Source organism: Meiothermus cerbereus (assembly GCF_051297115.1).
Lineage (GTDB): Bacteria > Deinococcota > Deinococci > Deinococcales > Thermaceae > Meiothermus > Meiothermus cerbereus_A.
In genome coordinates this window covers 1-23,742 of the sequence record NZ_JBEVAL010000011.1, presented here as the reverse complement: position 1 = coordinate 23,742, position 23,742 = coordinate 1, and the positions used below count along the sequence as shown (strand labels likewise).

Annotated in this window: 26 protein-coding genes; 16 read left to right on the top strand and 10 right to left on the bottom strand. The window is 62.7% G+C overall.

Translation table 11 applies throughout. The features are described from left to right. The first annotated feature begins 9 nt into the window (after positions 1-9). The 11 genes from hemL (at position 10) to ABWU19_RS03920 (ending at position 11,720) form a co-directional block, all read left to right on the top strand. Positions 10-1,326: a glutamate-1-semialdehyde 2,1-aminomutase gene (gene hemL / locus ABWU19_RS03970; protein WP_435900469.1), complete on the top strand. Its 1,317-nt coding sequence runs from the start codon at positions 10-12 to the stop codon at positions 1,324-1,326. A gap of 260 nt (positions 1,327-1,586) precedes the next feature. After that, complete coding sequence (locus ABWU19_RS03965) at positions 1,587-2,606, top strand: ABC transporter substrate-binding protein (RefSeq protein ID WP_435900468.1); 1,020 nt, start codon at positions 1,587-1,589, stop codon at positions 2,604-2,606. Positions 2,607-2,735: 129 nt separating this feature from the next. Beyond that, positions 2,736-3,539: an ABC transporter ATP-binding protein gene (locus ABWU19_RS03960; RefSeq protein WP_435900467.1), complete on the top strand. Its 804-nt coding sequence runs from the start codon at positions 2,736-2,738 to the stop codon at positions 3,537-3,539. Beyond that, positions 3,536-4,297: an ABC transporter permease gene (locus ABWU19_RS03955; protein ID WP_435900466.1), complete on the top strand. Its 762-nt coding sequence runs from the start codon at positions 3,536-3,538 to the stop codon at positions 4,295-4,297. Before ABWU19_RS03960 ends, ABWU19_RS03955 begins: the two co-directional genes overlap by 4 nt. A gap of 2 nt (positions 4,298-4,299) precedes the next feature. After that, positions 4,300-4,797, top strand: a complete 498-nt coding sequence (gene uraD / locus ABWU19_RS03950; RefSeq protein ID WP_435900465.1) for a 2-oxo-4-hydroxy-4-carboxy-5-ureidoimidazoline decarboxylase — start codon at positions 4,300-4,302, stop codon at positions 4,795-4,797. A gap of 20 nt (positions 4,798-4,817) precedes the next feature. Further along, complete coding sequence (locus ABWU19_RS03945; protein WP_435900464.1) at positions 4,818-6,134, top strand: urate hydroxylase PuuD; 1,317 nt, start codon at positions 4,818-4,820, stop codon at positions 6,132-6,134. A gap of 9 nt (positions 6,135-6,143) precedes the next feature. After that, the gene (gene uraH, locus ABWU19_RS03940) at positions 6,144-6,500 is read left to right on the top strand and encodes a hydroxyisourate hydrolase (protein WP_435900463.1); all 357 of its coding nucleotides are present in this window, start codon (positions 6,144-6,146) and stop codon (positions 6,498-6,500) included. 193 nt (positions 6,501-6,693) lie between these two features. Then, entirely contained in the window at positions 6,694-7,950 is a 1,257-nt protein-coding gene (locus ABWU19_RS03935; RefSeq protein WP_435900462.1) for an allantoate amidohydrolase, read from the top strand. Positions 7,951-7,980: 30 nt separating this feature from the next. Beyond that, the gene (locus ABWU19_RS03930; RefSeq protein ID WP_435900461.1) at positions 7,981-9,345 is read left to right on the top strand and encodes an allantoinase; all 1,365 of its coding nucleotides are present in this window, start codon (positions 7,981-7,983) and stop codon (positions 9,343-9,345) included. 213 nt (positions 9,346-9,558) lie between these two features. After that, positions 9,559-10,308 (top strand): (S)-ureidoglycine aminohydrolase, encoded by a 750-nt coding sequence (gene allE, locus ABWU19_RS03925; protein WP_435900460.1) that lies wholly within the window; start codon positions 9,559-9,561, stop codon positions 10,306-10,308. A 119-nt stretch (positions 10,309-10,427) separates the two neighbouring features. After that, positions 10,428-11,720 carry a M20 family metallo-hydrolase gene (locus tag ABWU19_RS03920; protein ID WP_435900459.1) on the top strand — a complete coding sequence of 431 codons (1,293 nt, stop codon included), beginning with the start codon at positions 10,428-10,430 and terminating at the stop codon, positions 11,718-11,720. An 82-nt stretch (positions 11,721-11,802) separates the two neighbouring features. On the opposite strand, the gene rplT is transcribed toward ABWU19_RS03920, so the two are convergent. Together rplT and rpmI are read right to left on the bottom strand one after the other, a co-directional pair. After that, positions 11,803-12,150, bottom strand: a complete 348-nt coding sequence (gene rplT, locus ABWU19_RS03915) for a 50S ribosomal protein L20 (protein WP_027876664.1) — start codon at positions 12,148-12,150, stop codon at positions 11,803-11,805. Positions 12,151-12,167: 17 nt separating this feature from the next. Further along, positions 12,168-12,368: a 50S ribosomal protein L35 gene (gene rpmI, locus ABWU19_RS03910; RefSeq protein ID WP_435900458.1), complete on the bottom strand. Its 201-nt coding sequence runs from the start codon at positions 12,366-12,368 to the stop codon at positions 12,168-12,170. 230 nt (positions 12,369-12,598) lie between these two features. On the opposite strand from rpmI, the gene ABWU19_RS03905 reads away from it, so the two are divergent. From ABWU19_RS03905 to ruvA, 4 genes are read left to right on the top strand one after another with little or no spacing between them, the layout of a single operon-like run. After that, positions 12,599-12,931: a cupin domain-containing protein gene (locus ABWU19_RS03905; RefSeq protein WP_435900457.1), complete on the top strand. Its 333-nt coding sequence runs from the start codon at positions 12,599-12,601 to the stop codon at positions 12,929-12,931. A 24-nt stretch (positions 12,932-12,955) separates the two neighbouring features. Next, entirely contained in the window at positions 12,956-13,726 is a 771-nt protein-coding gene (locus ABWU19_RS03900; protein ID WP_435900456.1) for an enoyl-CoA hydratase-related protein, read from the top strand. A 9-nt stretch (positions 13,727-13,735) separates the two neighbouring features. Continuing rightward, a complete protein-coding gene (locus tag ABWU19_RS03895) occupies positions 13,736-14,503 on the top strand; it encodes an enoyl-CoA hydratase-related protein (protein WP_435900455.1) in 768 nt (255 codons plus the stop codon). A gap of 9 nt (positions 14,504-14,512) precedes the next feature. Then, positions 14,513-15,094, top strand: a complete 582-nt coding sequence (gene ruvA / locus ABWU19_RS03890; protein ID WP_435900454.1) for a Holliday junction branch migration protein RuvA — start codon at positions 14,513-14,515, stop codon at positions 15,092-15,094. Positions 15,095-15,101: 7 nt separating this feature from the next. Here the strand turns inward: ruvA and coaBC are convergent, their stop codons facing one another. Genes coaBC through ABWU19_RS03870 form a run of 4 tightly spaced genes read right to left on the bottom strand, consistent with a single transcriptional unit; the run spans position 15,102 to position 19,741 of the window. Continuing rightward, on the bottom strand, positions 15,102-16,313 hold the full coding sequence (coaBC, locus tag ABWU19_RS03885; protein ID WP_435900453.1) for a bifunctional phosphopantothenoylcysteine decarboxylase/phosphopantothenate--cysteine ligase CoaBC: 1,212 nt from the start codon (positions 16,311-16,313) through the stop codon (positions 15,102-15,104). Next, entirely contained in the window at positions 16,310-17,074 is a 765-nt protein-coding gene (locus ABWU19_RS03880) for a type III pantothenate kinase (protein WP_435900452.1), read from the bottom strand. Before ABWU19_RS03880 ends, coaBC begins: the two co-directional genes overlap by 4 nt. A gap of 56 nt (positions 17,075-17,130) precedes the next feature. Beyond that, positions 17,131-17,844 carry an aminotransferase class IV gene (locus tag ABWU19_RS03875; RefSeq protein ID WP_435900451.1) on the bottom strand — a complete coding sequence of 238 codons (714 nt, stop codon included), beginning with the start codon at positions 17,842-17,844 and terminating at the stop codon, positions 17,131-17,133. Then, on the bottom strand, positions 17,831-19,741 hold the full coding sequence (locus ABWU19_RS03870) for a chorismate-binding protein (protein WP_435900450.1): 1,911 nt from the start codon (positions 19,739-19,741) through the stop codon (positions 17,831-17,833). The genes ABWU19_RS03875 and ABWU19_RS03870 overlap by 14 nt, the downstream gene beginning before the upstream one ends. Positions 19,742-19,782: 41 nt before the next feature. Here ABWU19_RS03870 and folK point away from each other — a divergent pair, with 41 nt between their 5' ends. Then, positions 19,783-20,274 carry a 2-amino-4-hydroxy-6-hydroxymethyldihydropteridine diphosphokinase gene (gene folK, locus ABWU19_RS03865; RefSeq protein ID WP_435900449.1) on the top strand — a complete coding sequence of 164 codons (492 nt, stop codon included), beginning with the start codon at positions 19,783-19,785 and terminating at the stop codon, positions 20,272-20,274. A gap of 3 nt (positions 20,275-20,277) precedes the next feature. Here the strand turns inward: folK and ABWU19_RS03860 are convergent, their stop codons facing one another. From ABWU19_RS03860 to ABWU19_RS03845, 4 genes are all read right to left on the bottom strand, one after another. Further along, positions 20,278-21,591: a bifunctional folylpolyglutamate synthase/dihydrofolate synthase gene (locus tag ABWU19_RS03860; protein ID WP_435900448.1), complete on the bottom strand. Its 1,314-nt coding sequence runs from the start codon at positions 21,589-21,591 to the stop codon at positions 20,278-20,280. Further along, positions 21,588-21,941, bottom strand: coding sequence for a dihydroneopterin aldolase (gene folB, locus ABWU19_RS03855; protein WP_435900447.1), 354 nt, complete (start codon positions 21,939-21,941; stop codon positions 21,588-21,590). Before folB ends, ABWU19_RS03860 begins: the two co-directional genes overlap by 4 nt. A gap of 1 nt (position 21,942) precedes the next feature. Continuing rightward, positions 21,943-22,740 carry a dihydropteroate synthase gene (gene folP / locus ABWU19_RS03850; RefSeq protein ID WP_435900504.1) on the bottom strand — a complete coding sequence of 266 codons (798 nt, stop codon included), beginning with the start codon at positions 22,738-22,740 and terminating at the stop codon, positions 21,943-21,945. Positions 22,741-22,808: 68 nt separating this feature from the next. Beyond that, entirely contained in the window at positions 22,809-23,594 is a 786-nt protein-coding gene (locus tag ABWU19_RS03845) for an HAD family hydrolase (protein WP_435900446.1), read from the bottom strand. Positions 23,595-23,742: the final 148 nt, after the last annotated feature.

Sequence of the window (23,742 nt, the reverse complement as noted above, 5' to 3'; positions counted from 1 at the left end):
GTTCTGCACATGGGTCATTCCACCGCACGCTCTTTGGAGCTTTTTCGCCAAGCCCAGCAAGTGATACCCGGCGGGGTGAACTCCCCCGTTCGCGCCTTCAAGGCCGTGGGCGGCACGCCCCGTTTTATCGCGCGGGCCCAGGGGGCCTACCTGTGGGACGCCGATGGCAACGCGCTGCTCGATTACATCGGCTCCTGGGGGCCCATGATTCTGGGGCACAACCACCCGGCGGTGATAGCCGCCTTGCAGGAGGCCCTCGCCGAAGGACTGAGCTACGGAGCCCCCACCGAGCGGGAGGTACGCCTGGCCGAACGGGTGCGGGAGGCCTACCCCAGCGCCGATCTGGTGCGCTTTGTGAGCAGCGGCACCGAAGCCACCATGAGCGCTTTGCGGCTGGCCCGGGGCTACACCGGGCGCGACCTGATTGTGAAGTTTCGCGGCAACTACCACGGCCACGCCGATAGCCTGCTGGTGCAGGCTGGCTCGGGCTTGCTCAGCGGTGGTGGGGGAACCGCCAGAAGCGCACCCTCGAGCGCCGGGGTGCCCCAGGCTTTTGCCGAACTCACCCTGGTGGCCGACTACAACGAGCCCCAGGCCCTCAAAGACCTGTTCGAGCGGTACGGTGAGCAGATCGCCGCGGTCATCTTCGAGCCGGTCGTGGGCAACGCCGGGGTGCTGGTACCCACACCCGAGTTCCTCGAGGCCCTGCACCAGCTCACCCAGCAGTACGGGGCCTTGCTCGTTGCCGATGAGGTGATGACCGGCTTCCGTCTGGCCAAAGGGGGCGCGGTGGAACTTCTGGGCCTGAAGCCCGACCTGATCTGCTGGGGCAAGATTATTGGAGGGGGGCTGCCGGTGGGGGCTTATGGGGGCCGGGCCGAAATCATGCAGCAGGTAGCCCCCCTGGGCCCGGTGTACCAGGCCGGCACCCTGAGCGGGAACCCCTTATCGATGGCCGCCGGGCTGGCCACCCTGGAAACCCTCTTCCAGGACCCGCCCTTCGCCCGCCTCGAGACCTACGGAAAGGCCCTGGAACAGGGCTTGCTGGCCCTTTTTGCTGCTGCCGGTGTACCGGTAGCCATCAACCGGGTGGGCTCCATGCTAACGGTCTTCTTCCGCGAAGGGCCCGTACAGACCTACACCGATGCGGTTACCTGCGACACCGAGCGCTTTAAGGTTTTCTTCCACGGCCTTTTGCAACAGGGCGTTTACTGGCCCCCCAGCCAGTTCGAAGCGGCCTTCTTCTCCGTGGCACACGGTGAGGATGAGCTTGCCAAAACCCTGGAAGCCGCAGAACAGGCCCTAAAGCTGCCTGCGGCAAGGTAAATCTTTTGGGCAGGGGCCATTTGCCACACAGTTGAACCGCCCGGCCCTGATTTCACCAGTCAATTTAGCCAGAATAAGCAAACTGTACATCGAAAAGTAAACGCACGGTCTATTTTCTATCAACAATAAGCTGCTCATTTGCTTTTGCCAGGAAAAATGTCTTTTGGAGAGCGGCCGGTATTTCATACTGCCGTTGACACCGCACCATCCGTGTTTCTATACTCGGCCCAGGTGTTCCACAACACCGGGGAGGTTTTGCTATGTGGACTCGAGGACTGCTTCTCGCCCTTTTGCTCCTGACCAGCCTGGGCCTTGCCCAGCCGCGCACCAACGTGCGCTTCACCCTGGACTTTGCTTTTCAGGGGCCCACCGCGCCTTTTTTGCTGGCCCTGGACAAGGGCTACTATGCCGCCGAGGGGCTGAATGTGAGCATTGACCGGGGCTTTGGTTCTGCCGATGCCATCAGCAAAATTGCCGCTGGCAACTACGACATGGGCTTTGCCGACTTCAACTCCCTGATCGAGTTCAACACCCGCAACCCCGCCAATCAGCTTCTGGCGGTCTTTATGGTCTACAACACCACCCCGGCTGCGGTATTTGCCATCAAGGGCAAAGGCATTGCCCGCCCTGCCGACCTGGTGGGCAAGACCCTGGCCGCGCCCGCCGGCGATGCGGGCCGCAGGCTTTTCCCGGTGTTTGCCGAGGCGGTGGGCATAGACCCTGCCAGGGTCAACTTCATCAACGTGGACGTGCCGCTGCGCGAGCCTACGCTGGCCCGCGGCCAGGCCGACGGCATCACCGGCTTTTATTTCACCTCTTTCCTCAACCTGCGTAACGTGGGCGTCAAGCCCGAAGACATGCTCATCTTCAGGTATGCCGACTACACCCAGGATCTTTACGGCAATGCGGTGGTGGTACGGCGCGATTTTGCCCAGGCCAACCCGCAGGCGGTGGCGGCCTTTTTGCGGGCTCTGGTCAAGGGCTTTAAGGACGTAATCGCCAACCCCGACGAGGGCATTGCGGCCGTCAGGCGGCGGGACGGCCTGATTAACGAGGCCCTCGAGCGCGAACGGCTGATCCTGGCCCTCAATACCCACGTCCTCACCCCCGACAGCCGGGCTTTTGGGCTGGGCTCGGTGCGGCGGGAGCGGGTGGAGCGCAACATCCGCGCGGTAGCCAAAGCCTTCGACCTGGCCACCACCCTGAAGGTAGAGCAGGTCTGGAGCGACCGCTTCCTGCCCCCCATCGCCGAGCGGCGGGTAACCGGCCCCGCCCGGTAAAGAACTGGTGCAAACCCTGGGCATGACCAGCCTGCAGTGCTGCTCTTCACGCGCTATAAGGGCCTGACTGGCGGGCTGTATTTTGACCATTTATCCCAAGCGGATTAAACTTTAGGCCAAGGTACAAACATGTCTTTTATTGAGCTCAGCAATGTTAGCCTGCGCTACGACAACGGTTACCTGGCCGTAGAGGGGGTCAACCTTTCCATCGCCCAGGGCGAGTTTGTAGCCCTGGTGGGGCCTTCGGGCTGCGGAAAGTCCACGCTTTTGCGGGTTATTTCCGGGCTGCGTCCCCCCAGCACCGGCAGAGCTACTGTGCATGGTCAGGTGGTTAAAGGGCCTGTAGCCAGCATCGGGATGGCCTTCCAGAACCCCACCCTGATGCCCTGGCGCACCATCCTGCAAAACATCCTGCTGCCCCTCGAGGTCTCCGCCCAACACAAGCGGCAGTACCGGCAAAACCCCAAGCCCTACATCGAGGCCGCCCGCGAGCTGATGGCCTCGGTGGGGCTTTCCGGCTTCGAAAACGCCCAGGTGTGGGAGCTTTCGGGGGGGATGCAGCAGCGGGCCAGCCTGTGCAGGGCCCTCATCCACCAGCCCGAGATCCTGCTGCTCGACGAGCCCTTCTCGGCGCTGGATGCCTTCACCCGCGAGGAACTCTGGCAGGCCATGCAGGTGCTGTATATGAGCCGCAAGCCCACGGTCATCCTGGTCACCCACGACCTGCGGGAGGCGGTCTACCTGTCCGACACCATCTACACCATGAGCACCCGCCCCGGCAAAATTGCCTATTCGCGCAAGGTGGAGTTTCCCCGCCCCAGGCCGCTCGAGCTCACCTACAGCGACGACTTTGCCCACATCGTACGGGAGCTGCGCGAACAGATTGGCGGGATGCGTACCCCGATTAGCGGTTTGAAGGGGGTGGGGGCATGAACCGAAGCCGCGATACCCTGGTTGCGGCCGGGGCCAGCGTGGGTTTGTTCGTGGTCTGGGAGCTCGCAGTGCGGCTTTTTAAGATTCCCCCCTTTGTGCTGCCGGCCCCTTCACAGGCCGTCGAGTCGCTGCTGCCGGTCTGGGGGGTGGTGATGGGGCATGCCTGGCAGACCCTCTGGACCACCCTGGCCGGGTTTGGGATTGCGGTGGTGGCGGGCGTACTGCTGGGGGCCGCTGTGGGCACCTCGAGGCCCTTGAACCTGGCGCTGTACCCCATCCTGGTGGGCTTCAACAGCGTGCCCAAAGCCGCTTTGGTGCCGGTGCTGGTGCTGTGGTTTGGCATCGGCACGGTGCCGGCCATCCTGACGGCCTTTCTGATCTCCTTTTTCCCCATCGTGGTCAACGTAGCCACCGGGCTGGCGGCGGTGCCGCCGGAGCTGCGGGAGGTGCTGCGGGTGCTGGGCTCGAGCCGCCTCGAGGCCTTCACCCGGGTCTCCATCCCCTTCTCCCTACCCTACTTTTTCGCCTCGCTTAAAGTAGCCATCACGCTGGCTTTCGTGGGCGCGGTCATCTCCGAGATTGCCGCCTCGCAAAGAGGCATCGGCTACATGATGACCTCGGCCAGCTCCCAGTTCAACGTGCCGCTGGTCTTTGGCGGGCTCTTGCTGATCGCCGTGATGGGCATTGCGCTTTATGCGGTCTTCGCCATCCTGGAGCGCCGGCTGGTGGGCTGGGCTTACCGCAGCCAGAACGCCTGAAAATGAAGCTCGCAGCGATTAACCAACTCTCCAAAAAGGCCTTTGTTGAGCAGCTGGGCTGGGTCTTCGAGCACTCCCCCTGGGTGGCCGAAAAAGCCTGGGAGCACCGCCCCTGGGCCAGCCTCGAGGCCCTGCACCACTCGCTGGTACGGGTGGTGCGAGAAGCCCCCAAAGAGGCCCAGCTGGCCCTGATCCGGGCCCACCCCGACCTGGGCAGCCGCGCCCGCATGGCCCAGGCCTCGGTCGCGGAGCAAAAGGGCGCCGGCCTCGATGCCCTCACCCCCACCGAGTTCGAGCGCATCCAGACCCTGAACCGGGCTTACACTGGCAAATTTGGTTTCCCCTTCATTCTGGCGGTGCGGGGCAAAAGCAAAGCAGACATCTTTGATGCCATGGAAAAAAGGCTGCACAACAGCCCCGAAGCCGAGTTTGGAACCGCCCTGGAGGAGATTTACAAGATCGCGCGCTTTCGCCTTGCCGAGCTGCTGGGCCAGGATTAGACTCAATCTGCGTAACTGCCATGAACCCCCTCGACCAAGACCGCCTCCGCATCGTCAAATGGCCCTGGATTTTAGCCATCCTGGCCCTATTTGCCCTGGCTTTAGCCCTCACCCTGGCGGGCGGCTGGCAGGCCCACGCCCGCGAATGGCTCAACCTGATCGTGCGCTGGCTGCACATCATCTACGGCATCGCCTGGATCGGGGCCAGCTTCTACTTCATCTTTTTGGAGAACGCCCTCGAGCGCCAGGGCGTGCGGGCCGAGCTCTCCGGCAACATCTGGACCATTCACGGCGGGGGCATCTACTACCTGGAAAAATACAAAACCGCCCCCGCCCAGTTGCCCAGATACCTGCACTGGTTCAAGTGGGACGCCTACCTGACCTGGGTCACGGGGTTCTTGCTGCTCGTCATCGTCTACTACGCAGACCCCCGCACCATTCTGCTGGCCCCCGGCAGCACCCTGCCCGGCTGGGCTGCCATTTTGATTGCGCTAGGAAGCCTCGTCGCAGGCTGGCTGATTTATGTAGGACTGTCCAGCACCCGGCTCTTATACCGCCCTGCGCTGTTTCTGCTGGTGGGGGGGGTACTGGTTACGCTGGCGGCTTACCTGCTGGGGCAGGTCTTTAGCGGGCGCGGCACCTTTATGCACATTGGGGCCATGCTGGGCACCATCATGGCCGCCAACGTCTTTTTCGTGATCATCCCCTCACAAAAGAAACTGGTGCGGGCCGCGCAAAAGGGCGAAACCCTCGACCCCGATTTTGTGGCCTGGGTGCAGCTTCGCTCCCGCCACAACAACTACCTCACCCTGCCGGTGCTCTTCACCATGATTGCCCACCACTTCCCCATGACCTACAGCGGCGGGGCCCACTGGCTCATCCTGATTCTGCTCTTTGGGGCCGGGGTGGCGGTGCGGCACTTTATCAACCTGACCGAGAAAGAGCACCACCGCACCCTGGTGGAAGGTGGGGCCATGCCCTATCTGCTGGTGCTGGCGGCGGCCTTGCTGCTGGGGGCTTTTTACCTGACCGCACCCCGCCCCAGCGCAGATGCCCAGAACCAGCCCCTGGTGGCTTTTGCCGAGGTGCAGGATATTATCGTGCAGCACTGCCAGATGTGCCACGCCGCCCGCCCCACCCAGCCCGGCTTCGCCTCGGCGCCGGGCGGGGTGATGCTGGATACGCCCGAGCAGATTGTGGGGCATGCCCAGAAAATCAAGCAGGTCACGGTGGACACCCAGTACATGCCCCTGCTGGTGCCGGGGGTTCCGGCCATGACCCCCGAGCAGCGGGCCCGGCTGGGGGCCTGGGTAGCCCAGGGGGCCAGGGGGCCGTAGGATAAAGGTATGGCTCGGCTTTCGACGCATGTTCTGGATACCGCCCACGGGCGCCCGGCGGCAGGGCTCGACCTCGAGCTCTACCGCATCGGCCCGGCGGGGGAGCGCACCTTCATCACCGCCGCCAGCACCAACGCCGATGGCCGCACCGACCAGCCCCTGCTCTCGGGCGAGACCATCCCGCCGGGCATCTACGAGCTGGTCTTCCACGTGGCCGCCTACTTCAAAGCCCAGGGCGTCCCCCTGCCCGACCCGCCCTTTCTGGACGAGGTACCCATCCGCTTTGGCATCGCCGAGGCCAGGGGGCATTACCATGTACCCCTCCTGCTCTCGCCCTACGGCTACAGCACCTACCGGGGCAGCTAATATGAACCCCACCCGAAGCGTTCCGCTGAGCGCAAGAAAAAGCTCATTCTTAGCGCTTCGGGTGGGGGCCCCAGAAATAAGAACAAATCAAGCAGGTCTCTTGCTGGTGCCCCTTCCCCCAGGATAAGGGGGGTACAGCACTCAGGTCCTCGACGAAAACTGTGAACAAGGCTCCACCTTACCCGACCCGATCATGAGTCTCTCCGATGTCGACTTCTCCAAACTGGCCCTAGAAGCCCTCGAGCGCTGCCGTGTGCTGGCGCATTTCTCGGAAGAGCCGGGCCGCCTGACCCGTACCTTCCTCTCGCCCCCCATGCGGGCCGTACATGAATCCCTGGCCGGCTGGATGAGGGAGCTGGGTATGCAGGTACGCACCGATGCGGTGGGTAATCTGATTGGGCACTACCCCGGCCACTCCCCCGATGCCCCGCTGTTTCTGCTGGGCTCGCACGTGGACACCGTGCGTGACGCAGGCGCTTACGACGGCCCCTTAGGGGTTACGCTGGCCCTGGCCCTGATTAAGGGCCTGGGCGGAAAACGGCTGCCGTTGGCCCTCGAGGTCATTGCCTTTTCCGAAGAGGAGGGGGTGCGCTTTGGGGTGCCTTTTCTGGGCAGCAAAGCGGTGACCGGGCAGTTTGAGCCAGAGCTGCTCAGGCTCAAAGACGCCCAGGGGCAGACGGTAGAGGAAGCCATCCGGGCCTTTGGCCTCGAGCCCGCCCATATACCGCAGGCCGCCTACAACCCGGCCCAGGTTAAGGGCTTTTTGGAGTTTCACATCGAGCAGGGGCCGGTGCTGGAGGCCCTGGGGTATCCGCTGGGCGTGGTGGAGGCCATTGTGGGGCAGAGCCGGCTCGAGGTGGCCTTCCGCGGTAAAGCCGGACACGCCGGCACCACCCCCATGCACCTGCGCCAGGATGCCCTGGCCGGGGCCGCCGAATGGATGGTTTTGGTGGAACGTGAGGCCCGGGGGGAACCCGGCCTGGTGGCTACGGTGGGCCTGATTACGGCCCTGCCTGGAGCGGCCAATGTGATTCCGGGGGAGGTGCGCATGAGCCTGGATGTGCGCCACCCCTACGACGAGGTACGCAGCCTGGCGGTAGCCAACCTGGTGACCCGGGCCCAGCAGGTGGCCCAGCGCCGGGGGCTCGAGCTCGACTACTTCACCCGCTACGAACAGGCCGCCGTTCCCTGCGACCCTGAGCTGAACGAGATGCTGGCCCTGTCGGCCCAGGCCCAGGGCTACCCGGTGCACCGGATGGTCTCGGGGGCCGGCCACGACGCCATGATTATGGCCGCGCTGTGCCCCTCGGCCATGCTCTTCCTACGGAGTCCGGGCGGCCTTTCGCACCACCCCGAGGAGTCGGTCTGGCCACAGGACACAGAAGCCGCCTTGCGGGTGGGGCTAGACTTCTTACAACGGCTGGCAAGCGCTTCAGGCCCAACCCACTAGCCCATCTCCCTGGTTACCTAAGGAGTTGCGATGCTCGAGCTAATTGTGCGTGGTGGAAAGCTGGTAACCCCAGAAGGGGTGCGGCAGGCCGATTTGGGCATTTCGGGTGGGCAGATCGTGCAGGTGGCCCCGGAGATTGCCGAACCGGCCCGGCAGGAGATTAGCGCCTCAGGCTTGCACGTTTTTCCGGGCCTGATTGACGTGCACGTGCACTTCAACGAGCCGGGACAGGCCCACTGGGAGGGCATCGCCTCGGGCAGCGCGGCCCTGGCAGCCGGCGGCGGCACGGCCTTCTTCGATATGCCCCTCAACTCGCTGCCCTGCACCCTGGATGGCCCCTCCTTTGACCAGAAGCTGGCGGCCATGCAGGCCCGCTCCCACACCGATTTTGCGCTATGGGGCGGCCTGACCCCAAACAACCTGCAACATATGCCCGATCTGGCCGAACGCGGCGTAATCGGGTTCAAGGCCTTCATGTGCAACTCCGGCCTGCCCCAGTTTCCCGCCTGCGACGACGCCACCCTGTATGTGGGCATGCGCCTGGCTGCCCAGCTTGGCCTGCCGGTGGCGGTGCACGCCGAGTCGGAAGCCCTGACCGCCCACCTGGCCCAGCAGAAGCGCCAGAAGGGCCAGACCAGCTGGCGCGACTACCTGGACTCGAGGCCGGTCTACACCGAGCTCGAGGCCATCCAGCGGGCCTTGCTGTTTGCCCGCGAGACCGGCTGCCGGCTGCACATCGTACATATCAGTTCGGGCGCAGGGGTGGTCATGGCCGCCGAAGCCAGGGCCAAGGGGGTGGACGTGAGCCTGGAGACCTGCCCTCACTACCTGGCCTTTACCGAAGAAGACCTGGAGCGGCTGGGAGCGCTGGGCAAGTGTGCCCCGCCCTTCCGCTCCGAGCTGCAGCGAACTTTGCTGTGGGTGCAGGTGCTGCAAGGGCAGGTAGATATCATTGGCTCCGACCACTCCCCCAGCCCACCCGAGATGAAACAGGGCCATGACTTCTTCAGCCTGTGGGGCGGCATCGCGGGGGTGCAGTCTACCCTGGGGGTGCTGCTGAGCGAGGGTTGGCGCCAGCGCGGCCTGGCCCTGGAGCGGCTGGCCGCCCTGCTCGCAGCCAACCCCGCCAAGCGCTTTGGCCTGGCCCAGAAAGGCCGCCTGGCCGAAGGCTATGATGCCGACTTCGCCCTGGTAGACCTGGGCCAAACCTACACCTTGAGACAGCAAGACCTGTTTTACCGTCACCCCATCTCACCCTATCTGGGCCGTACCTTTGTCGGGGTGGTGCAGGAGACCTGGTTGCGTGGGCAGCGGGTGTATGCCGGAGGTAAGATAGAAAAGCCCGGCGAGGTTCGCTTGCTCAAGGGGACGATCCCCTTCGGGACAGAACCCTGATGGGCCTGTTCACCTAGCGGACGATCCCTTTCAGGACAGAGCCCTGACGGGCCTGTTCACCCAGCGGACGATCCCCTTCGGGACAGAGCCCTGATGGGCCTGTTCACCTAGCGGACGATCCCCTTCGGGACAGAACCCTGACGGGCCTGTTCACCCAGCGGACGATCCCTTTCAGGACAGAGCCCTGACGGGCCTGTTCACCTAGAGGAATTTATGAGTCTGACCGGTTTTACCCGCACCCGCGTAACCCCCGACCACGCCCTGCTGACCCCCGATACCTTTGTGCGCTCGAGCCTGCCCGGCTGGAGCCAGGCTGCCTGCATCGTACATATCTCCCCCGAGATGGGAGCCCGCTTCATGATGTACACCGTAGAGATGCAGTCCGGCAGCACCGGCCAGATGAGCCTGTTGGACATCCAGCGCTTTGCCTATGTGCTCGAGGGCGAAGTGGCGCTCGAGGTAGGGGGAGCCCGGCATACCCTATGGGCCAACAACTATGTGTACCTGCCTGCCAACACCCCCCATCATTTTGCAGCGGCATCCGGCTGCCGGATGGTGGTTTTCGACAAACCCTACCAGGCCTTGGCCGGCATGGACGTACCCCAGGTGGTGCTCGGGCACGAACCAGATACCCCCAGCAGCCCGCTGATGGGCGATGAAGCCCTGCAGGTGCGCCTGCTCCTGCCCGACAATTTCTCCTTCGATATGGCCGTTAATACCATGACCTTTGCTCCTGGGGCCCACCTCTCCCTGGTAGAAACCCATGTCATGGAGCATGGCCTGTTGTTTTTGCAAGGCGGCGGGGTGTACCGCCTGGGTGACCACTGGTACACCGTGCAGGCTGGGGACGTAATCTGGATGGCCGCGTACTGCCCGCAGTGGTTCGGCGCTTTAGGCAAGTCTCCCAGCAAATACCTCATCTACAAAGATGTAAACCGCCATTCCCTGGAGATGCTATCCTGACGGGGTGGGCAGGGCCCATGAAGTGCTTACATTCTTTTGATCCGAGCGGCGCTCGAGTTGTTTCGATAAACCTGGCGTGGCCCCGTATAAACCGCTGAAAGATTTTTTTTGGAGCAACCATGATTGTCCGACCCCTGGTAGACCAAGAACGAATTATCCGCGAACTCGAGGCCCTGGCGGAGTTTTCCGACACACCCAAGCCAGCCATTACCCGCATCCTGTACACCAAGCCCGACCTCGAGGCCCGGGCCTACCTCAAGGGGCTGTGCCAGGAAGCAGGCCTGAATCTGCGAGAAGATGGGCTGGGCAACATCTTTGCCCGCTGGGAGGGTTCCGCCCCCGAGCTGCCAGCCGTTGGCACGGGCTCCCACTTCGACGCCATCCCCTACGCCGGCATGTACGACGGCACCGTGGGCGTGCTGGGGGGCCTGGAGGCCATCCGTTCGCTGCAGCGCAGTGGTTTTAAGCCCTACCGCTCCATCGAACTGCTCATCTTCACCGCCGAAGAGCCCACCCGTTTTGGCATTGGCTGCCTGGGAAGCCGTACCCTGGCCGGGGTTTTGAGCCCCGACTCGCTGCGCCAGCTTAAGGATCAGGAAGGGCGTACCCTGGAGGAAGTCCGCTGGGAAGCCGGTTATATGGGCCCTCTAGAAGATGTGCGGCTTCCCCAGGGCTATTACTCGGCTTTTGTGGAACTGCACATCGAGCAAGGCCCCTTGCTCGAGCAAGAGCAGGTGCCCCTGGGCATCGTGACGGCCATTGCCGCTCCGGCTGCCCTGCGGGTGGAGTTGGAAGGCGTGGGAGGCCATGCCGGGACGATGTTGATGCCCGACCGCCGCGATGCGCTGTGTGCCGCTGCCGAAATTATCCTGGGCGTGGAGGCCTTTGCCAAAAACAGCGGTAGCATCAATACCGTAGCCACCACCGGCTTTTGCGAGGTCTATCCCAACGCGGTCAATAGCGTGCCCAGCCGGGTCAAGCTCGAGATAGACATTCGCGATGTTGAACAGTCTCGCCGGGATCAGGTGATTCGCAACGTGATTCAGGGGGTGGAGCAGGTCTGCACCCGGCGCGAAATAAAATACAGCGTAGACATCATCAACGTAGACCCCCCGGCCAAAGCTGGCTCTGAAGTGCTAAAAGCGCTGGTGGCCTCCTGCGGCGAGGCCGGGGTCAAGTTCAAGCTGATGGTGAGCCGGGCCTACCACGACTCTTTATTCATGGCCCGGATTGCCCCTACCGCCATGCTCTTTATCCCCTGCCGGGGAGGGGTTAGCCACCGTCCGGACGAGTACGCCTCCCCCGAGGATATCGCCAGAGGCACCTACGTGCTGGCCCTGACGCTGGCCAAGCTCTCGCTGGCCGAAGATAAAACGGCTTCCAAGGAAGACCCTGTTTTAGTAGATGACTAGGGCAGTTTTCGCAAACGCTTTGTGCAGCTGGAAAAAGTAAAACACCCACCCGGCGGTGGGTGTTTTTGAGGGCGCAGTTCCCCTACGCCCTGGCTTTGCTGACCAGCTCGGCGAAGGCCTCCGGCTGGCGCACGGCAATATCGGCCAGAATCTTGCGGTCGAGTTCGATTCCGGCTTTCTTGAGGCCGTGCATAAACACGCTGTAGCTCAGGCCATGCTGGCGAGCGGCAGCGTTGATACGCACAATCCACAAGCGGCGCATATCGCCCTTGCGCTTGCGGCGGTCGTTGAAAGAGCGCATGGCGCCGCTAAGCAGGGTTTCGCGGGCCTTACGAACGCTCTTCGAGCGCAGCGCATAGAAGCCCTTGGCTCGTTTAAGAATTGCTTTGTGTTTACGGCGACGGACTACACCGGTCTTTGCGCGTGGCATTCTATATCACCTCTCCTTTATACGTCGTAGGGCATCAGCTGGTGGACACGGCGCTCTTCACCTTTGGCAAAGGTAAAGTCACGCCCTTTCTGACGACGGCTCTTGCCCGACTTGTGCCAGTTGAGGTGGCGCTTTCCCGGCTTTTTGCCTATCACTTTGCCTGTAGCCGTAATCTTGACACGGCTTTTGGCGCCCTTATGGGTCTTCATCTTGGCCATTGTCTGCTCCTGTGTGCGGCTCGAGTGCCCCGTGCTGGGGTCTTTAAACTCGGCAGCCTAGGAAGTATAGCATCCCGAAGGGCTAGCTGCCAACACAATTGTGGGGCCTTCAGCATCTCCTTTTGACACAGCCACTGGTCGGTGTTTTGGCGGGAAAACTGGGGAAAGCCCCTCCGGACATGCTACCCGCACCAGGCCAGAGGCGATAAGCTACTAGCTGAGGTCAAAATATGAATGTCTTTCCCGAGTGGTTTAAGGCCTTCAAACAGGTGGAAATCTGGCCCGGCATGGACATGGCGGTGCTTTCCGGCCATAAGGGCCAGGTGGGGTTTGCCCAGGTAGCCCAGGAAACCTTTGTGCCCGAGCACGCCCACGAGGGCCAGTGGGGGGTGGTGCTCGAGGGTGAGGTGGTGTTCGTGATGGGGGGCGAGACCAAGGTGTTTCGCAAAGGCGACTACTACCACATTCCTGCGGGTGTTCCACACAGCGCGAAGCTGGCCGCAGGAACGGCCTTTATTGACGTGTGGGAAAACGAGCGCTTTCCGGCCAGCCGGCTCAAATAGGTGGCGTTTAGGCCAGAGGTTATCATGTACGAGAACATTCAGGTCGAGACCCACGGGCAGGTAGGGCTGGTTCGGCTAAACCGGCCCAAGCAGCTCAACGCCCTCAACACCGCCACCCTGAGCGAGCTGGCCCAGGCCATTGGCGAATTTGAGCAGGACGGGGGCATCGGGGCCATGGTCATCACCGGCAACGAGCGGGTTTTTGCTGCCGGGGCCGATATTGCCGAGTTTCAAAAAACCAGCCTAAGCGAGCTCATGCGGGGCTTGCGTGCCGACCAGTACGAGGTGTTGCGCAAGGTGCGCAAGCCCCTAATAGCGGCTGTGTCGGGGTATGCGTATGGGGGGGGTTGCGAGCTGGCCATGCTTTGCGACCTGATTGTGGCTTCCGACACGGCCCGGTTTGCCCAGCCCGAGATCAACCTGGGCATCATTCCGGGTGGCGGGGGCACCCAACGCCTGACCCGGCAGGTAGGCAAGTACCTGGCCATGGAGGTAATTCTGGCCGGACGGGTGCTCTCGGCCTGGGAGGCCCTGCAACACGGGCTGGTGAACCGGGTGGTTCCAGTAGAGCTTTACCTGGAAGAAACCCTCGAGCTCGCCCAGACCATCGCCGAACGGGCCCCCTTAGCTGCGCGGCTGGCTAAGGATGCCATCAACCGGGCCCAGGATATGAGCCTGGAACATGGGCTGGGGCTCGAGCGCAGCAACTTCCTGATTGCCTTTGGCAGCGAGGATAAACAAGAAGGCACCACCGCTTTTCTAGAAAAACGCAAGCCCCAGTGGAAAGGGCGTTAAGGAGGAACCATGGACGTACTTCTACGCGAGGCCAAAGACGGCATCCTGACCCTGACCATGAACCGGCCCGAGGCCATCAACGCCCTCACCACCGAGATGCTGCGAGAACTGGGCAAGGCCATCAAAGAGGCCAGCGCACCGGAGGTACGGGTGGTGGTGCTGCAGGGTGCGGGCCGTGGCTTTTGTTCCGGCCAGGATCTGCGCGAGTTTGAAGGGCAGCGCATCTCCTACAAAAACCACCTGCGCAACTACCGCTCGGTGGTGGAAGGCCTGGCCGGTCTGGAAAAACCGGTGATTGCCGCAATTCATGGGGCAGCGGCGGGCGCGGGTTTGTCGCTGGCCCTGGCCTGCGACCTGCGCATCGCTTCTGCCGACGCGGTGCTGACCACCGGCTTCAGTAAAATTGGTCTGATTCCCGATGCAGGCATGAACTATCACCTGCCGCGCATGGTGGGGTACGCTAGGGCCTTCGAGCTGGAGGTGCTCTCCGGTCGAATAAAAGCCGAGGAGGCCCTGAGCCTGGGTCTGGTAAACAAGGTGGTGCCGGTAGAGAGTTTTGCCGAAGAGGTGGCCCGTCTAGCGGGTGAACTGGCCCAAGGCCCCACCAAAACTTATGGCCTGATCAAACGGGCTTTGCGACGCAGCGCCAGCGCCAGCCTGGAGGAGATGCTCGAGTACGAGGCTTTGCTACAAGAAGTGGCGGGGCGCAGTGAGGATCACCAGGAGGGCGTGCGGGCTTTTTACGAGAAGCGCCCCCCGCATTTTCAGGGAAAGTAGACTTTTCTCGTGGTTCGCTATTTGAAAGGAACGGTACTCAAAAAAGGCTCCAGCAGTGCAGTCTTGCTGGTGGGGGGTATCGGCCTCGAGGTTGGCTGTCCAGCTTCCACCCTGGCCCAGCTCACCGAGGGCCAGGAAGCCGCCCTGCACACCCGGCTCATCGTGCGCGAGGACGATCTGTCGCTCTTTGGTTTTGCCGAGGCACGTAGCCTCGAGCTTTTCGAGCTTTTGCTCTCGGTGTCCGGGGTGGGGCCTAGGGTGGCCCTCAACCTGCTTTCCTCCCAGACCCCCGCCCTGCTGGCTCGAGCCCTGGCCGAGGGCGACCTGCGCCTGCTCACCGCAGCCCAGGGCGTGGGCAAAAAACTGGCCGAGCGGATTGCCCTCGAGCTGCGCGGCAAGGTTCCGGCCCACCTGATGGGCGAGGGGGGAAGCCTGGTTCGCACCAGCCATACCGAGGAGGCCGAGCTGGCCCTCATCACCCTGGGCTTCCGGGAAGGCCAGGTAAAAAGCGTGGTGGCCGAAATTGCCCAGAAAAACCCCGAGGCCACCACCCAGGAGCTGATCAAACTGGCGCTGAAGGCCCTGCGGTAAGCCCGAATCAACCCTCCAAAAGGGCCACCACCCGCCTGAGGACTTCTTCCGCAACCTCGCTTTTGCTCAGAAGCGGCAGGTGCTCCACCGCACCCCCTGGCCAGAGCAGGCTGACCCGGTTGGTATCCACCGCAAACCCCGCATCGGGAAGGCCGACCTGGTTGGCAACAAGCATAGAAAGCCCTTTGCGCGCTAGCTTATCCTGGGCGTTTTCCAGCAGGTTCTGGCTTTCGGCAGCAAAGCCCACCACCACCGCAGGCCGCCCTATCCGTCGGCGCAGCTCGGCCACGGCCAGCAGAATATCTGGGGTGGGCTCGAGGTCAACCTGGGGCAGCAGGTTCTTCTTGATTTTGTGCGGCTGAACCTGGCGAGGACGAAAATCGGCCACCGCTGCGGCCATAATCAGCACATCGGCGCTGCCAGCCCGTTGCAATATGGCCTCGGCCATCTGGGCAGCGGTCTCCACATCAATACGCTCAGCCCCATAGGGCGTGGGGAGGGATGCAGCCGTGGCCCCCGCCACCAGGCTCACCTGCGCCCCCAGGTCCAGCGCCGCCTGGGCCAGGGCGAAACCCTGCTTGCCAGAGGAGCGATTGGTCAGATAGCGCACCGGGTCCAGCGGCTCCTGGGTGCCCCCTGCACTGACCAGGACATGCCTGCCAGCCAGGGGGCCACCCCGGCTTAGAACCAGGCGCAGCTGTCCCAAAATCTCGGCTGGCTCCAGCATCCGCCCCCACCCTACCAGCCCCGAGGCCATCCGACCCTGGGCCGGGCCCAAGATCTGCACGCCCCGCTGGCGCAGCGTCTGAATGTTGGCCTGGGTAGCCGGGTGTTCAAACATACCCCCATCCATGGCAGGCGCTACCAGCACCGGGCAGCGGGCAGCCAGCGCGGTCAGGGTGAGCAGGTTATCGGCCTGGCCTGTGGCCAGTTTAGCCAGGGTATTGGCGCTGCAAGGAGCTATAATTAGCAAGTCGGCGGCCTCCCCCAGGCCCACGTGCACCACGTGCGCATCGCTGTCCCACAGGCTGCTGTAGGCCTTGCGGCCGGTTAGCGAGGCGAAGGTCAGGGGCGAAATAAAGCGCTCGGCCCCCTCACTCAAAACCACATCCACCTGGGCTTTGGCCTGGGTCAGCTTGCTGGCCAGTTCAGCCGCTTTGTAGGCCGCCACCGAGCCGCTAACCCCCAGCACGATGCGCTTATTTAGCAAAGGGTTCACTGGTTCATCTCCCAGATAATGCGCAAACCATCCAGGGTTAGCCAGGGCGCAATAATCTCGATGACCGGCGTTTCCCGCGCGATGAGTTCGGCCAGACCACCGGTAGCAATGACCTTCATCTGGGGGCCCAGCTCTCTGCGAAAGCGGGCCACCATACCCTCCACCAGGCCCACATAGCCAAACAGCAGCCCCGACTGCATCGAATGCACGGTGTTGCGCCCAATAGCCGTTGGTGGGGCCTTAAGCTCCACCTTTGGCAGCTTTGCCGCCCTTTGAAACAAAGCCTCGGCAGCAATTCCTATTCCTGGGGCAATAGCGCCCCCAAGGTAATCTCCTTCGGCGGTAATGGCATCGAAGGTGGTCGCGGTGCCAAAATCCACCACACAAGCAGGGCCGCCGTAAAGCCGGTGTACGGCTGCAGCGTCCACAATTCGATCCGCGCCTACCTGCGAAGGGTCGTCGTAGCGTACCCGCACCCCAGTCTGAACGCTGGCGTCCACCACCAGCGGCTTGTGACCCAGGTAATCCTGCACGGCCTGCACCAGGGTGCTGGTCAGGGGTGGAACCACCGAGGCCATGACCACCGCCTTAACCTCGGCGGCTGAGTGGCCGCGGTAGGCCAGCAGGTTGAGAATTCCGACACCGTACTCGTCGGGCATCCGTTGCGGGTCGGTGGAAATGCGCCAGCTCGAGCTCAAGGTCTTTCCCTGGTACAACCCCAGGGTGATGTTGGTGTTGCCAATGTCAATCGCTAGAAGCATGGTCACCCTTTAGTTTATCCTGACCCGATAACCCCGCCACAGGCCTCCTGGCAGCACTACGGTCGAAAACGCGCGATAAGCTCTTGCAGTCCAGCATCGGCAGGCTGGCCCACCGGCAGCAGGCCGACGCCGGTTCCAGCCAGCAGCAGTTGGCCTGCAAGCTCATCTGGCCTCAGGCGCAGCTTTCCCACCCGAAAACCCATGCCGGCCGCACATTCGAGCACTTTCTGGCGGGTGATCCCCTCGAGCCCACCCAAAAGCGCGCTCAGCTCCCCCTTGCGGTACAGCAGCAAGCTGGTACGGCTGCCATCGGCCAGGTACCCGTCCTTATCGAGCAGCAGACCTTCAAAGCAGCCATGGCGCTCGGCCTCGAGGCGGGCCAGGCGGTACGCAAGGTAGCTGCCGGTCTTATACACACCCAGATCGGGATGAATCTGTCGGGCCGTCAGCCAGACCCGAACCCCAGAGGTATAGGCCGCCGCCGGGGGTGGAACAAATGGGCGCGCGCTCGAGGCATACCCCTCGGGAAATACCACCAGCCGCAGCAGCAGGTCGGCTTTTGCCAGGCTATAGTGCATGACTTCCTGCTCCAGCACAGCAAATCCTGGAAAAGCCAGGCCCAAAGCCGCTGCATGCCGGCGCAAGCGCTCCAGGTGTGCTGGCAGCCAGAGCGGCTGCCCCTGCACCAGACGCAGGGTGGTATACACAAAAAAACCGTGCCAGAAAGCCTCGGGCAGTGGGTGGGCGGGCCTGCCGTTAATGCGAGACATGGTCGGTTTCCACGGCTTTCACCAGGGGTTCGCCCAAGGAAAGAAAGTTGCTGAGCAGGATCATGCCATACTCCGAGAGCATACTTTCGGGATGAAACTGCACCCCCCAGGCCGGGCGATCCCGGTGGGAGACCGCCATGCACAACCCCGAAGCAGTCCAGGCCTCCAGGCGTAGGGACGGGGGCAGGTTATCGATGAGCAACGAGTGGTAGCGGGTGAAACGGGCGGGGCTGGGCAGGCCCTTAAAAATCCCCTCCTGCAGGTGATTAACCGGACATGCTTCGCCGTGCACCGGTTCAGGGGCCCGCTTCAGGCAGGCGCCCAGGGCCATCCCAAGGGCCTGGTGGCCCAGACAGATCCCCAAGAAGGGCAGCCCGACTGCCAGTGCTGCCCGCGTCCACTCGAGGCAGCGTCCTGCGCTGCTCGGGTCACCCGGCCCCGGCCCCACCACCAGGTGCGTCGGCCAGGACAGCTCGGGAGGCTCCAGGTGGTCCACCACCCGCACCTCCGCCCCCAGGGCACGGAGGTAATCAACGAGGTTATAGCTGAAGGAGTCGTGGTTCTCCAGAAAAACCACCCGGGCCGCCTGGCGCTTGGCCGGTCTTGGGGGTCTCCAGGCGCTATCCCGCCGCGGTAAAGCCGGAGGCCTCCCCTTCTGGCCTTGCCCCAGGGCAAAAAGCAAGGCCTCTGCTTTGGCCTGGGTCTCGAGATACTCCCGCTCAGGATCGCTGGCAATCACCACACCAGCCCCCGCCGAAAAATAACCGGTGCTCTTGGCAAAGCCAAAACTTCGGATGAGGATGTTAAAATCACAGCCTTTGCCCGATACATAGCCCATTGAGCCGGTGTAAACCCCACGAGGCACCGGCTCCAGTTCGGCAATGGTGCGCATCACGCTTTCCTTGGGAGCACCGGTGATGGTTCCACCAGGAAAAATGCTGGCGAAAACCTCTTGCAAAGGAGCACGGCTATGACCGCGCACCTCCGAGACCAGGTGCATCACATGGGAGTAGCGCTCGAGGGTAAAAGCTTCGCTTACCTCCACGCTACCTGGCGCACAGACCCTTGCCAGGTCGTTGCGCAAAAGATCGACCAGCATGACGTGCTCGGCCCGCTCCTTGCTGCTATTGCGCAGCTCTTCCTCCCGTGCCATGTCCTCGGCTTCGCTCAGACCTCGAGGCCGGGTTCCGGCGATGGGCCGGGCTGTGAGGATGCCTTCTCTGTAGCTAAAAAGCCGCTCAGGGCTGCCCGAGAGCACTGCATAGGCCTCCCTCTCGAGCAAGCCCATAAACGGGCTGGGGTTGTGGCTGCGCAAGGCCTGGTACAAGTGCAGGGGATCCACCCCCTGGGCGCTGAAACGGAAGCGACGGGACAGGTTAACCTGATAAACCCAGCCCGCCCGAATGCGCTCTTTTACCTCCGCCACGCCCTGCAGAAAGGCCTCCTGGGAATAGTCGCTCTTTAGCTTTAAACCGCTCAGCGTCTTTTCGGGCAGCCTCGCCAGCGGGCCCACCGCCGGGCCCTCCAGCAAAACCCCCTCGAGCCAGGCATAGCCCTTGGGATAAAAGAAAAAAGCTGCTTCTGGCAGACCAGGCAGGGCAGCTCGAACAGGTAACCCCAGGTAGCGGGCATACTCGTAGGTAAAGAAACCTATCCAGGCAGGAAAGTAACCCTCCCCAAGCCCCTCCTCCAAGAAGCTAAACACCTTTAGCGCATCGCCCACCGGCCTTCCATCCAGGTAGGTACGGCCCTCCCAAACCTCCAGCCGCCGTGTGGCCCCCACCCCCAACAAGGTCAGGCGTCCGAAAGGGGTGATTTCCCCAGCCGACTCGAGCAAGGCCGGGTACAGTCCCTGGGCCCGGGCGCTGGCATAAAGGGCTGTGGCACCCTCAAACATCGCCCATCAATACTACCAGCCGCAGGTGATACCTTGTTGGCGTGTATCGTTACGCAGTGGCTTTAGGCTCTAATCTGGGTGATCGCCTCGAACACCTGCGGCAGGGTGTGGCCCGCTTGAGGCATGCTGGAAAGGTAGAGGGGCTGGTTTTAAGCCGCATATACGAGACCGAACCGGTGGGTGGCCCCCTCGAGCAGGAAGCCTATCTCAACGCAGCAGCAGTTTTCTTTTGCCCGCTCGAGCCCGCCGCACTGCTCGCACTTCTACTGCACATCGAACAACAGGAAGGACGGGTACGGCTCTACCCCAACAGCCCCCGCACCCTGGATCTCGATCTGCTTCTGTGCGATGGGCTAGAGCTTGAGCTGCCTGGCCTGACCCTTCCACATCCCCGCATGCACCTGCGGGCTTTCGTGCTGGCCCCCCTGGCCGAAATCGCGCCCGACTGGGTGGTTCCAGGACGAGGGTCTGTGGCGGCTTTGCTGGCTAGGGTTGGCCGTGCAGGGGTACGCCCAACAGATCTGCGCTGGTAATCCCTAACCAGCCATCGCCAGACTGCGGTAAGGCTCGGGAAGCTCCCCCACCGTGAGCAGCGAGCCAGTCAGCACAACCGGCTGTTCGGGCTCAGCCTGGGCCAGGGCCCGGGCCAAGGCCTGAGGGATATCCGGCAGCGCCTCGACCTCGAGCCCCAGATCACGCGCTACTGCCAGCAGTTCCTCAACCGGACGGGGGCTGTTGCGCGGCTGACTTACCCACAGGCGGTCTATCTGGTCGCGCAAGGGCGGCAGGAACTCCGCGGGGTCGTGGTTGGCTTTCATCCCCACCACAAAAAGACCCTTCCGCTCGGGAAAGGTAGCCCTTAGCGCCTCGGCCAGGGCCCGGGCTCCATCCTGGTTGTGGGCCACATCGAGCACCAGCACACGGGGGGGAGGCCCAAGGCGCAGCACCTGAAAACGGCCCGGCAGGCGGGCCTGCTCCAGACCCCGGCGCAAGACCTCCTCAGGAATCGCCAACCCCTGCTCCGCCAGTATCCGCAGGGCTGTGGCGGCCACGGCTGCGTTGGCCTGCTGGAAAGGGCCCCGCAGGGCCAGGTGCAGCCCGCGCAGTGGCCGCCCCGGCCACCATAGTGAAAGCCCGCTGGCATCGGTGGTGTATCGCGCATAGGCAGGGGCTGTCGGCGCGACCGTGTGCAAGGTGCAGCCCAGGCCATGGGCGGTCTCCTCGATGGCCTGCAGGGCCTCCGGCTGGGTCACACCGGTCACCACCGGCACACCCGGCTTCAGGATGCCGGCTTTCTCCAGGGCAATCTGGCGCAGGCTGTGGCCCAGCACCTCCTGATGATCGAGGCCAATGCTGGTGATGACTGCGACCAAAGGCGGTGGGATGACGTTGGTCGCATCCAGCCGCCCCCCCAGACCCACCTCGAGCACCGCCACATCCACCTTTTGTTCGGCAAAGTAGCCAAAGGCTGCTGCGGTAATCAGCTCAAACTCGGTGGTCTGACCATAGCGCGGGTCCTGGGCCAGCGCCTCTATCTCGGGCTTGAGCCTTGCAACCTGTCTGGCCAAAGCCTCAGGGGGAATAGGAACACCATTGATCTGGATACGCTCACGAAAGTCAAAAAGGTGCGGAGAAAGATAACAACCGGTGCGGTAACCCGCCTCACGCAGCACCGCTGCGATAAGGGTGGTGGTAGAACCTTTGCCGTTGGTTCCCGCCACATGCACCGCACGGAAGGCAGTATGGGGACTGCCCACCCGCCGCAAAAGCTCCCGGAAGCGATCCAGACCAAGCTGGATGCCAAATTTGACCAGCGAAGTGGTATAGCCTAGCGCCTCGGTGTAGTTCATCGCCGCCTCGAGGTTTGCACAAACACATCCCGAACCACCCCCGGCAACGGTGCGTGGGGCTTGTGTACCCGCAACAACAGCTCGTGCACTTCGGGGAAGTTTCTCATGATCTCCTCGGCCAGATGCTCGGCCAGGGCCTCTATCAAATAAAAACGTTGCTCGGTCACCTCCTTCTGGATGAGGCGAAAAACTGCGCTGTAGTCCACGGTGGAGCCAAGGGCATCGGGCTTTCCCTCAAAAGCCACCTCCATCTCCACATCTACCACAAACCGCGCACCCAGCTTTTCTTCTTCAGCATGTAGGCCATGGCGAGCGTATAGCTCGATACCTGTAAGTGCAATCTTGCCCATTCTAAGCTTCTCCAGAAAGCCTGTGTTGATGGGCCTCAATGGCGCTCCAGACCGCAAGCGCCTCCCGGTGGGCCCGCACATCGTGTACCCGCAGAATACAGGCCCCCTGGCTTACCCCAAAGAGGTGCGCCGCCAACGTGCCCATGATTCGCCCTTCCGCCTGCTCCACCCCGCTTAGCGTCCCGATAAAGCGCTTACGGCTAGCCCCCAGCAGCACCGCATGACCCAGGGCGACCAGCCTGTCCAGATGGGCAATAATCTGCAGGTTGTGCTCCAGGGTCTTACCAAAACCAATGCCGGGGTCGAGCACCACCTGAGGCACCCCGGCCATAAGGGCTTTGTGGGCTTGCGTCTGCAAAAAGGCCCGCACCTCCCCGACCACGTCGGCATAGCAAGCGTGTTGCTGCATGGTAGCGGGGTCGGGATGGGGCATGTGCATGATCACGGCAGGCACCCCGTAGTGAGCTGCCAGGGCTACCATTCGCTCATCGCGCAAACCGCTTACATCGTTCAGCAGGTGTACCCCCAAGGCCAACGCCTCGGCAGCCACCTCCGGTTTACGGGTATCTATGCTGATGGGCACCTCGAGCGAAAGGAGGGCCTCCAGCACCGGCAGCACCCGGCGTTTTTCCTCCTCTACGCTTACGGGCGCTGCACCGGGACGGGTAGACTCACCCCCCACATCGATGAGGTCTGCCCCCTCAACGACCATCTGGCGCGCACGTTCCAGGGCTGCTTCAGGTTTTTGATACCGCCCCCCGTCGGAGAAAGAGTCTGGGGTCAGGTTGAGCACCCCCATCAGCCGGGGGCGCGAAAGGTCTAAGGTATGCTCGCGAAGCCTCAAGTCCACAGGCATTATGCTACCGCTCAGAAGCTCAAAGTCTCCAGCCAGGGCAGCATCTGCAAAAGGTTGGTGACCTCGAGGTCAGCAGGGTGTGCGGGGTCTTTGTCCTTGAAGCCCCGCGCCACCCAGACCGATTTCATACCTGCGTTTGCTGCACCCGCAATATCGCGCTCGGGGTTGTCCCCCACCATCACACAGGCCTGGGGCTCTACGCCCAGCATCTGGCAGATGTGCTCGAAGATGCCACGCTCAGGCTTGCCCACGTCAAGTTCGCCCGACACCGCCACGGCCTGAAAACGGTCTTGCAGTCCAAAGCCCTCGAGCTTCTCGCGCTGCAAGTCTGGCACGCCGTTGGTCACGATGCCCAGCTTGTAGCCCGCAAGGGCCTGTAGCAGTGCGTCTATCTCGGGGTAGCGGGGGTATAGCCGCCGCTCCGCAAAGTAGCGGTGTGCCAGGGCCTCGCAGAGGGCGTCGTCGTGTATGTCCTGCTGGGCCAGGGCCTCACTCCAGACGGCCACCCGAAAAGCAGGGGCCCAGTCGTAGAGCGTCTTCAGGGCAGGATGGGCCTGGGTTTCGTAGCGTGCCCACAGTCCCTCGCCCGCGCTGTGGCCTATGCGCTGGGTATAGTCATACACCGGCGAAGCCTTCCACAGCCGCACCGCGCTTTCCTCGGCGGCCTGGATTAAACGGGGAATGTCCAGGCTGTACCAGGAAGCCGCATAAAAAGCACAACTACGCAGGGTGTGGAGCGATACCGGATGATCCAGAATAAGGGTTTCGTCTAAGTCGAACAAAATCGCTTGAATCACCCCACAATCTTATTACCCCCTCAGCGCGTGAGGGGTGCTGAAGACACCCCGCACTTGTTTGTTCTACAAGCGCTGCGCTTGTTCATATGTTTAACCCAAGTTGCTACCTACAAAACGCTGGCCAGACGCTTGAAGTTGTGGGCAAAGA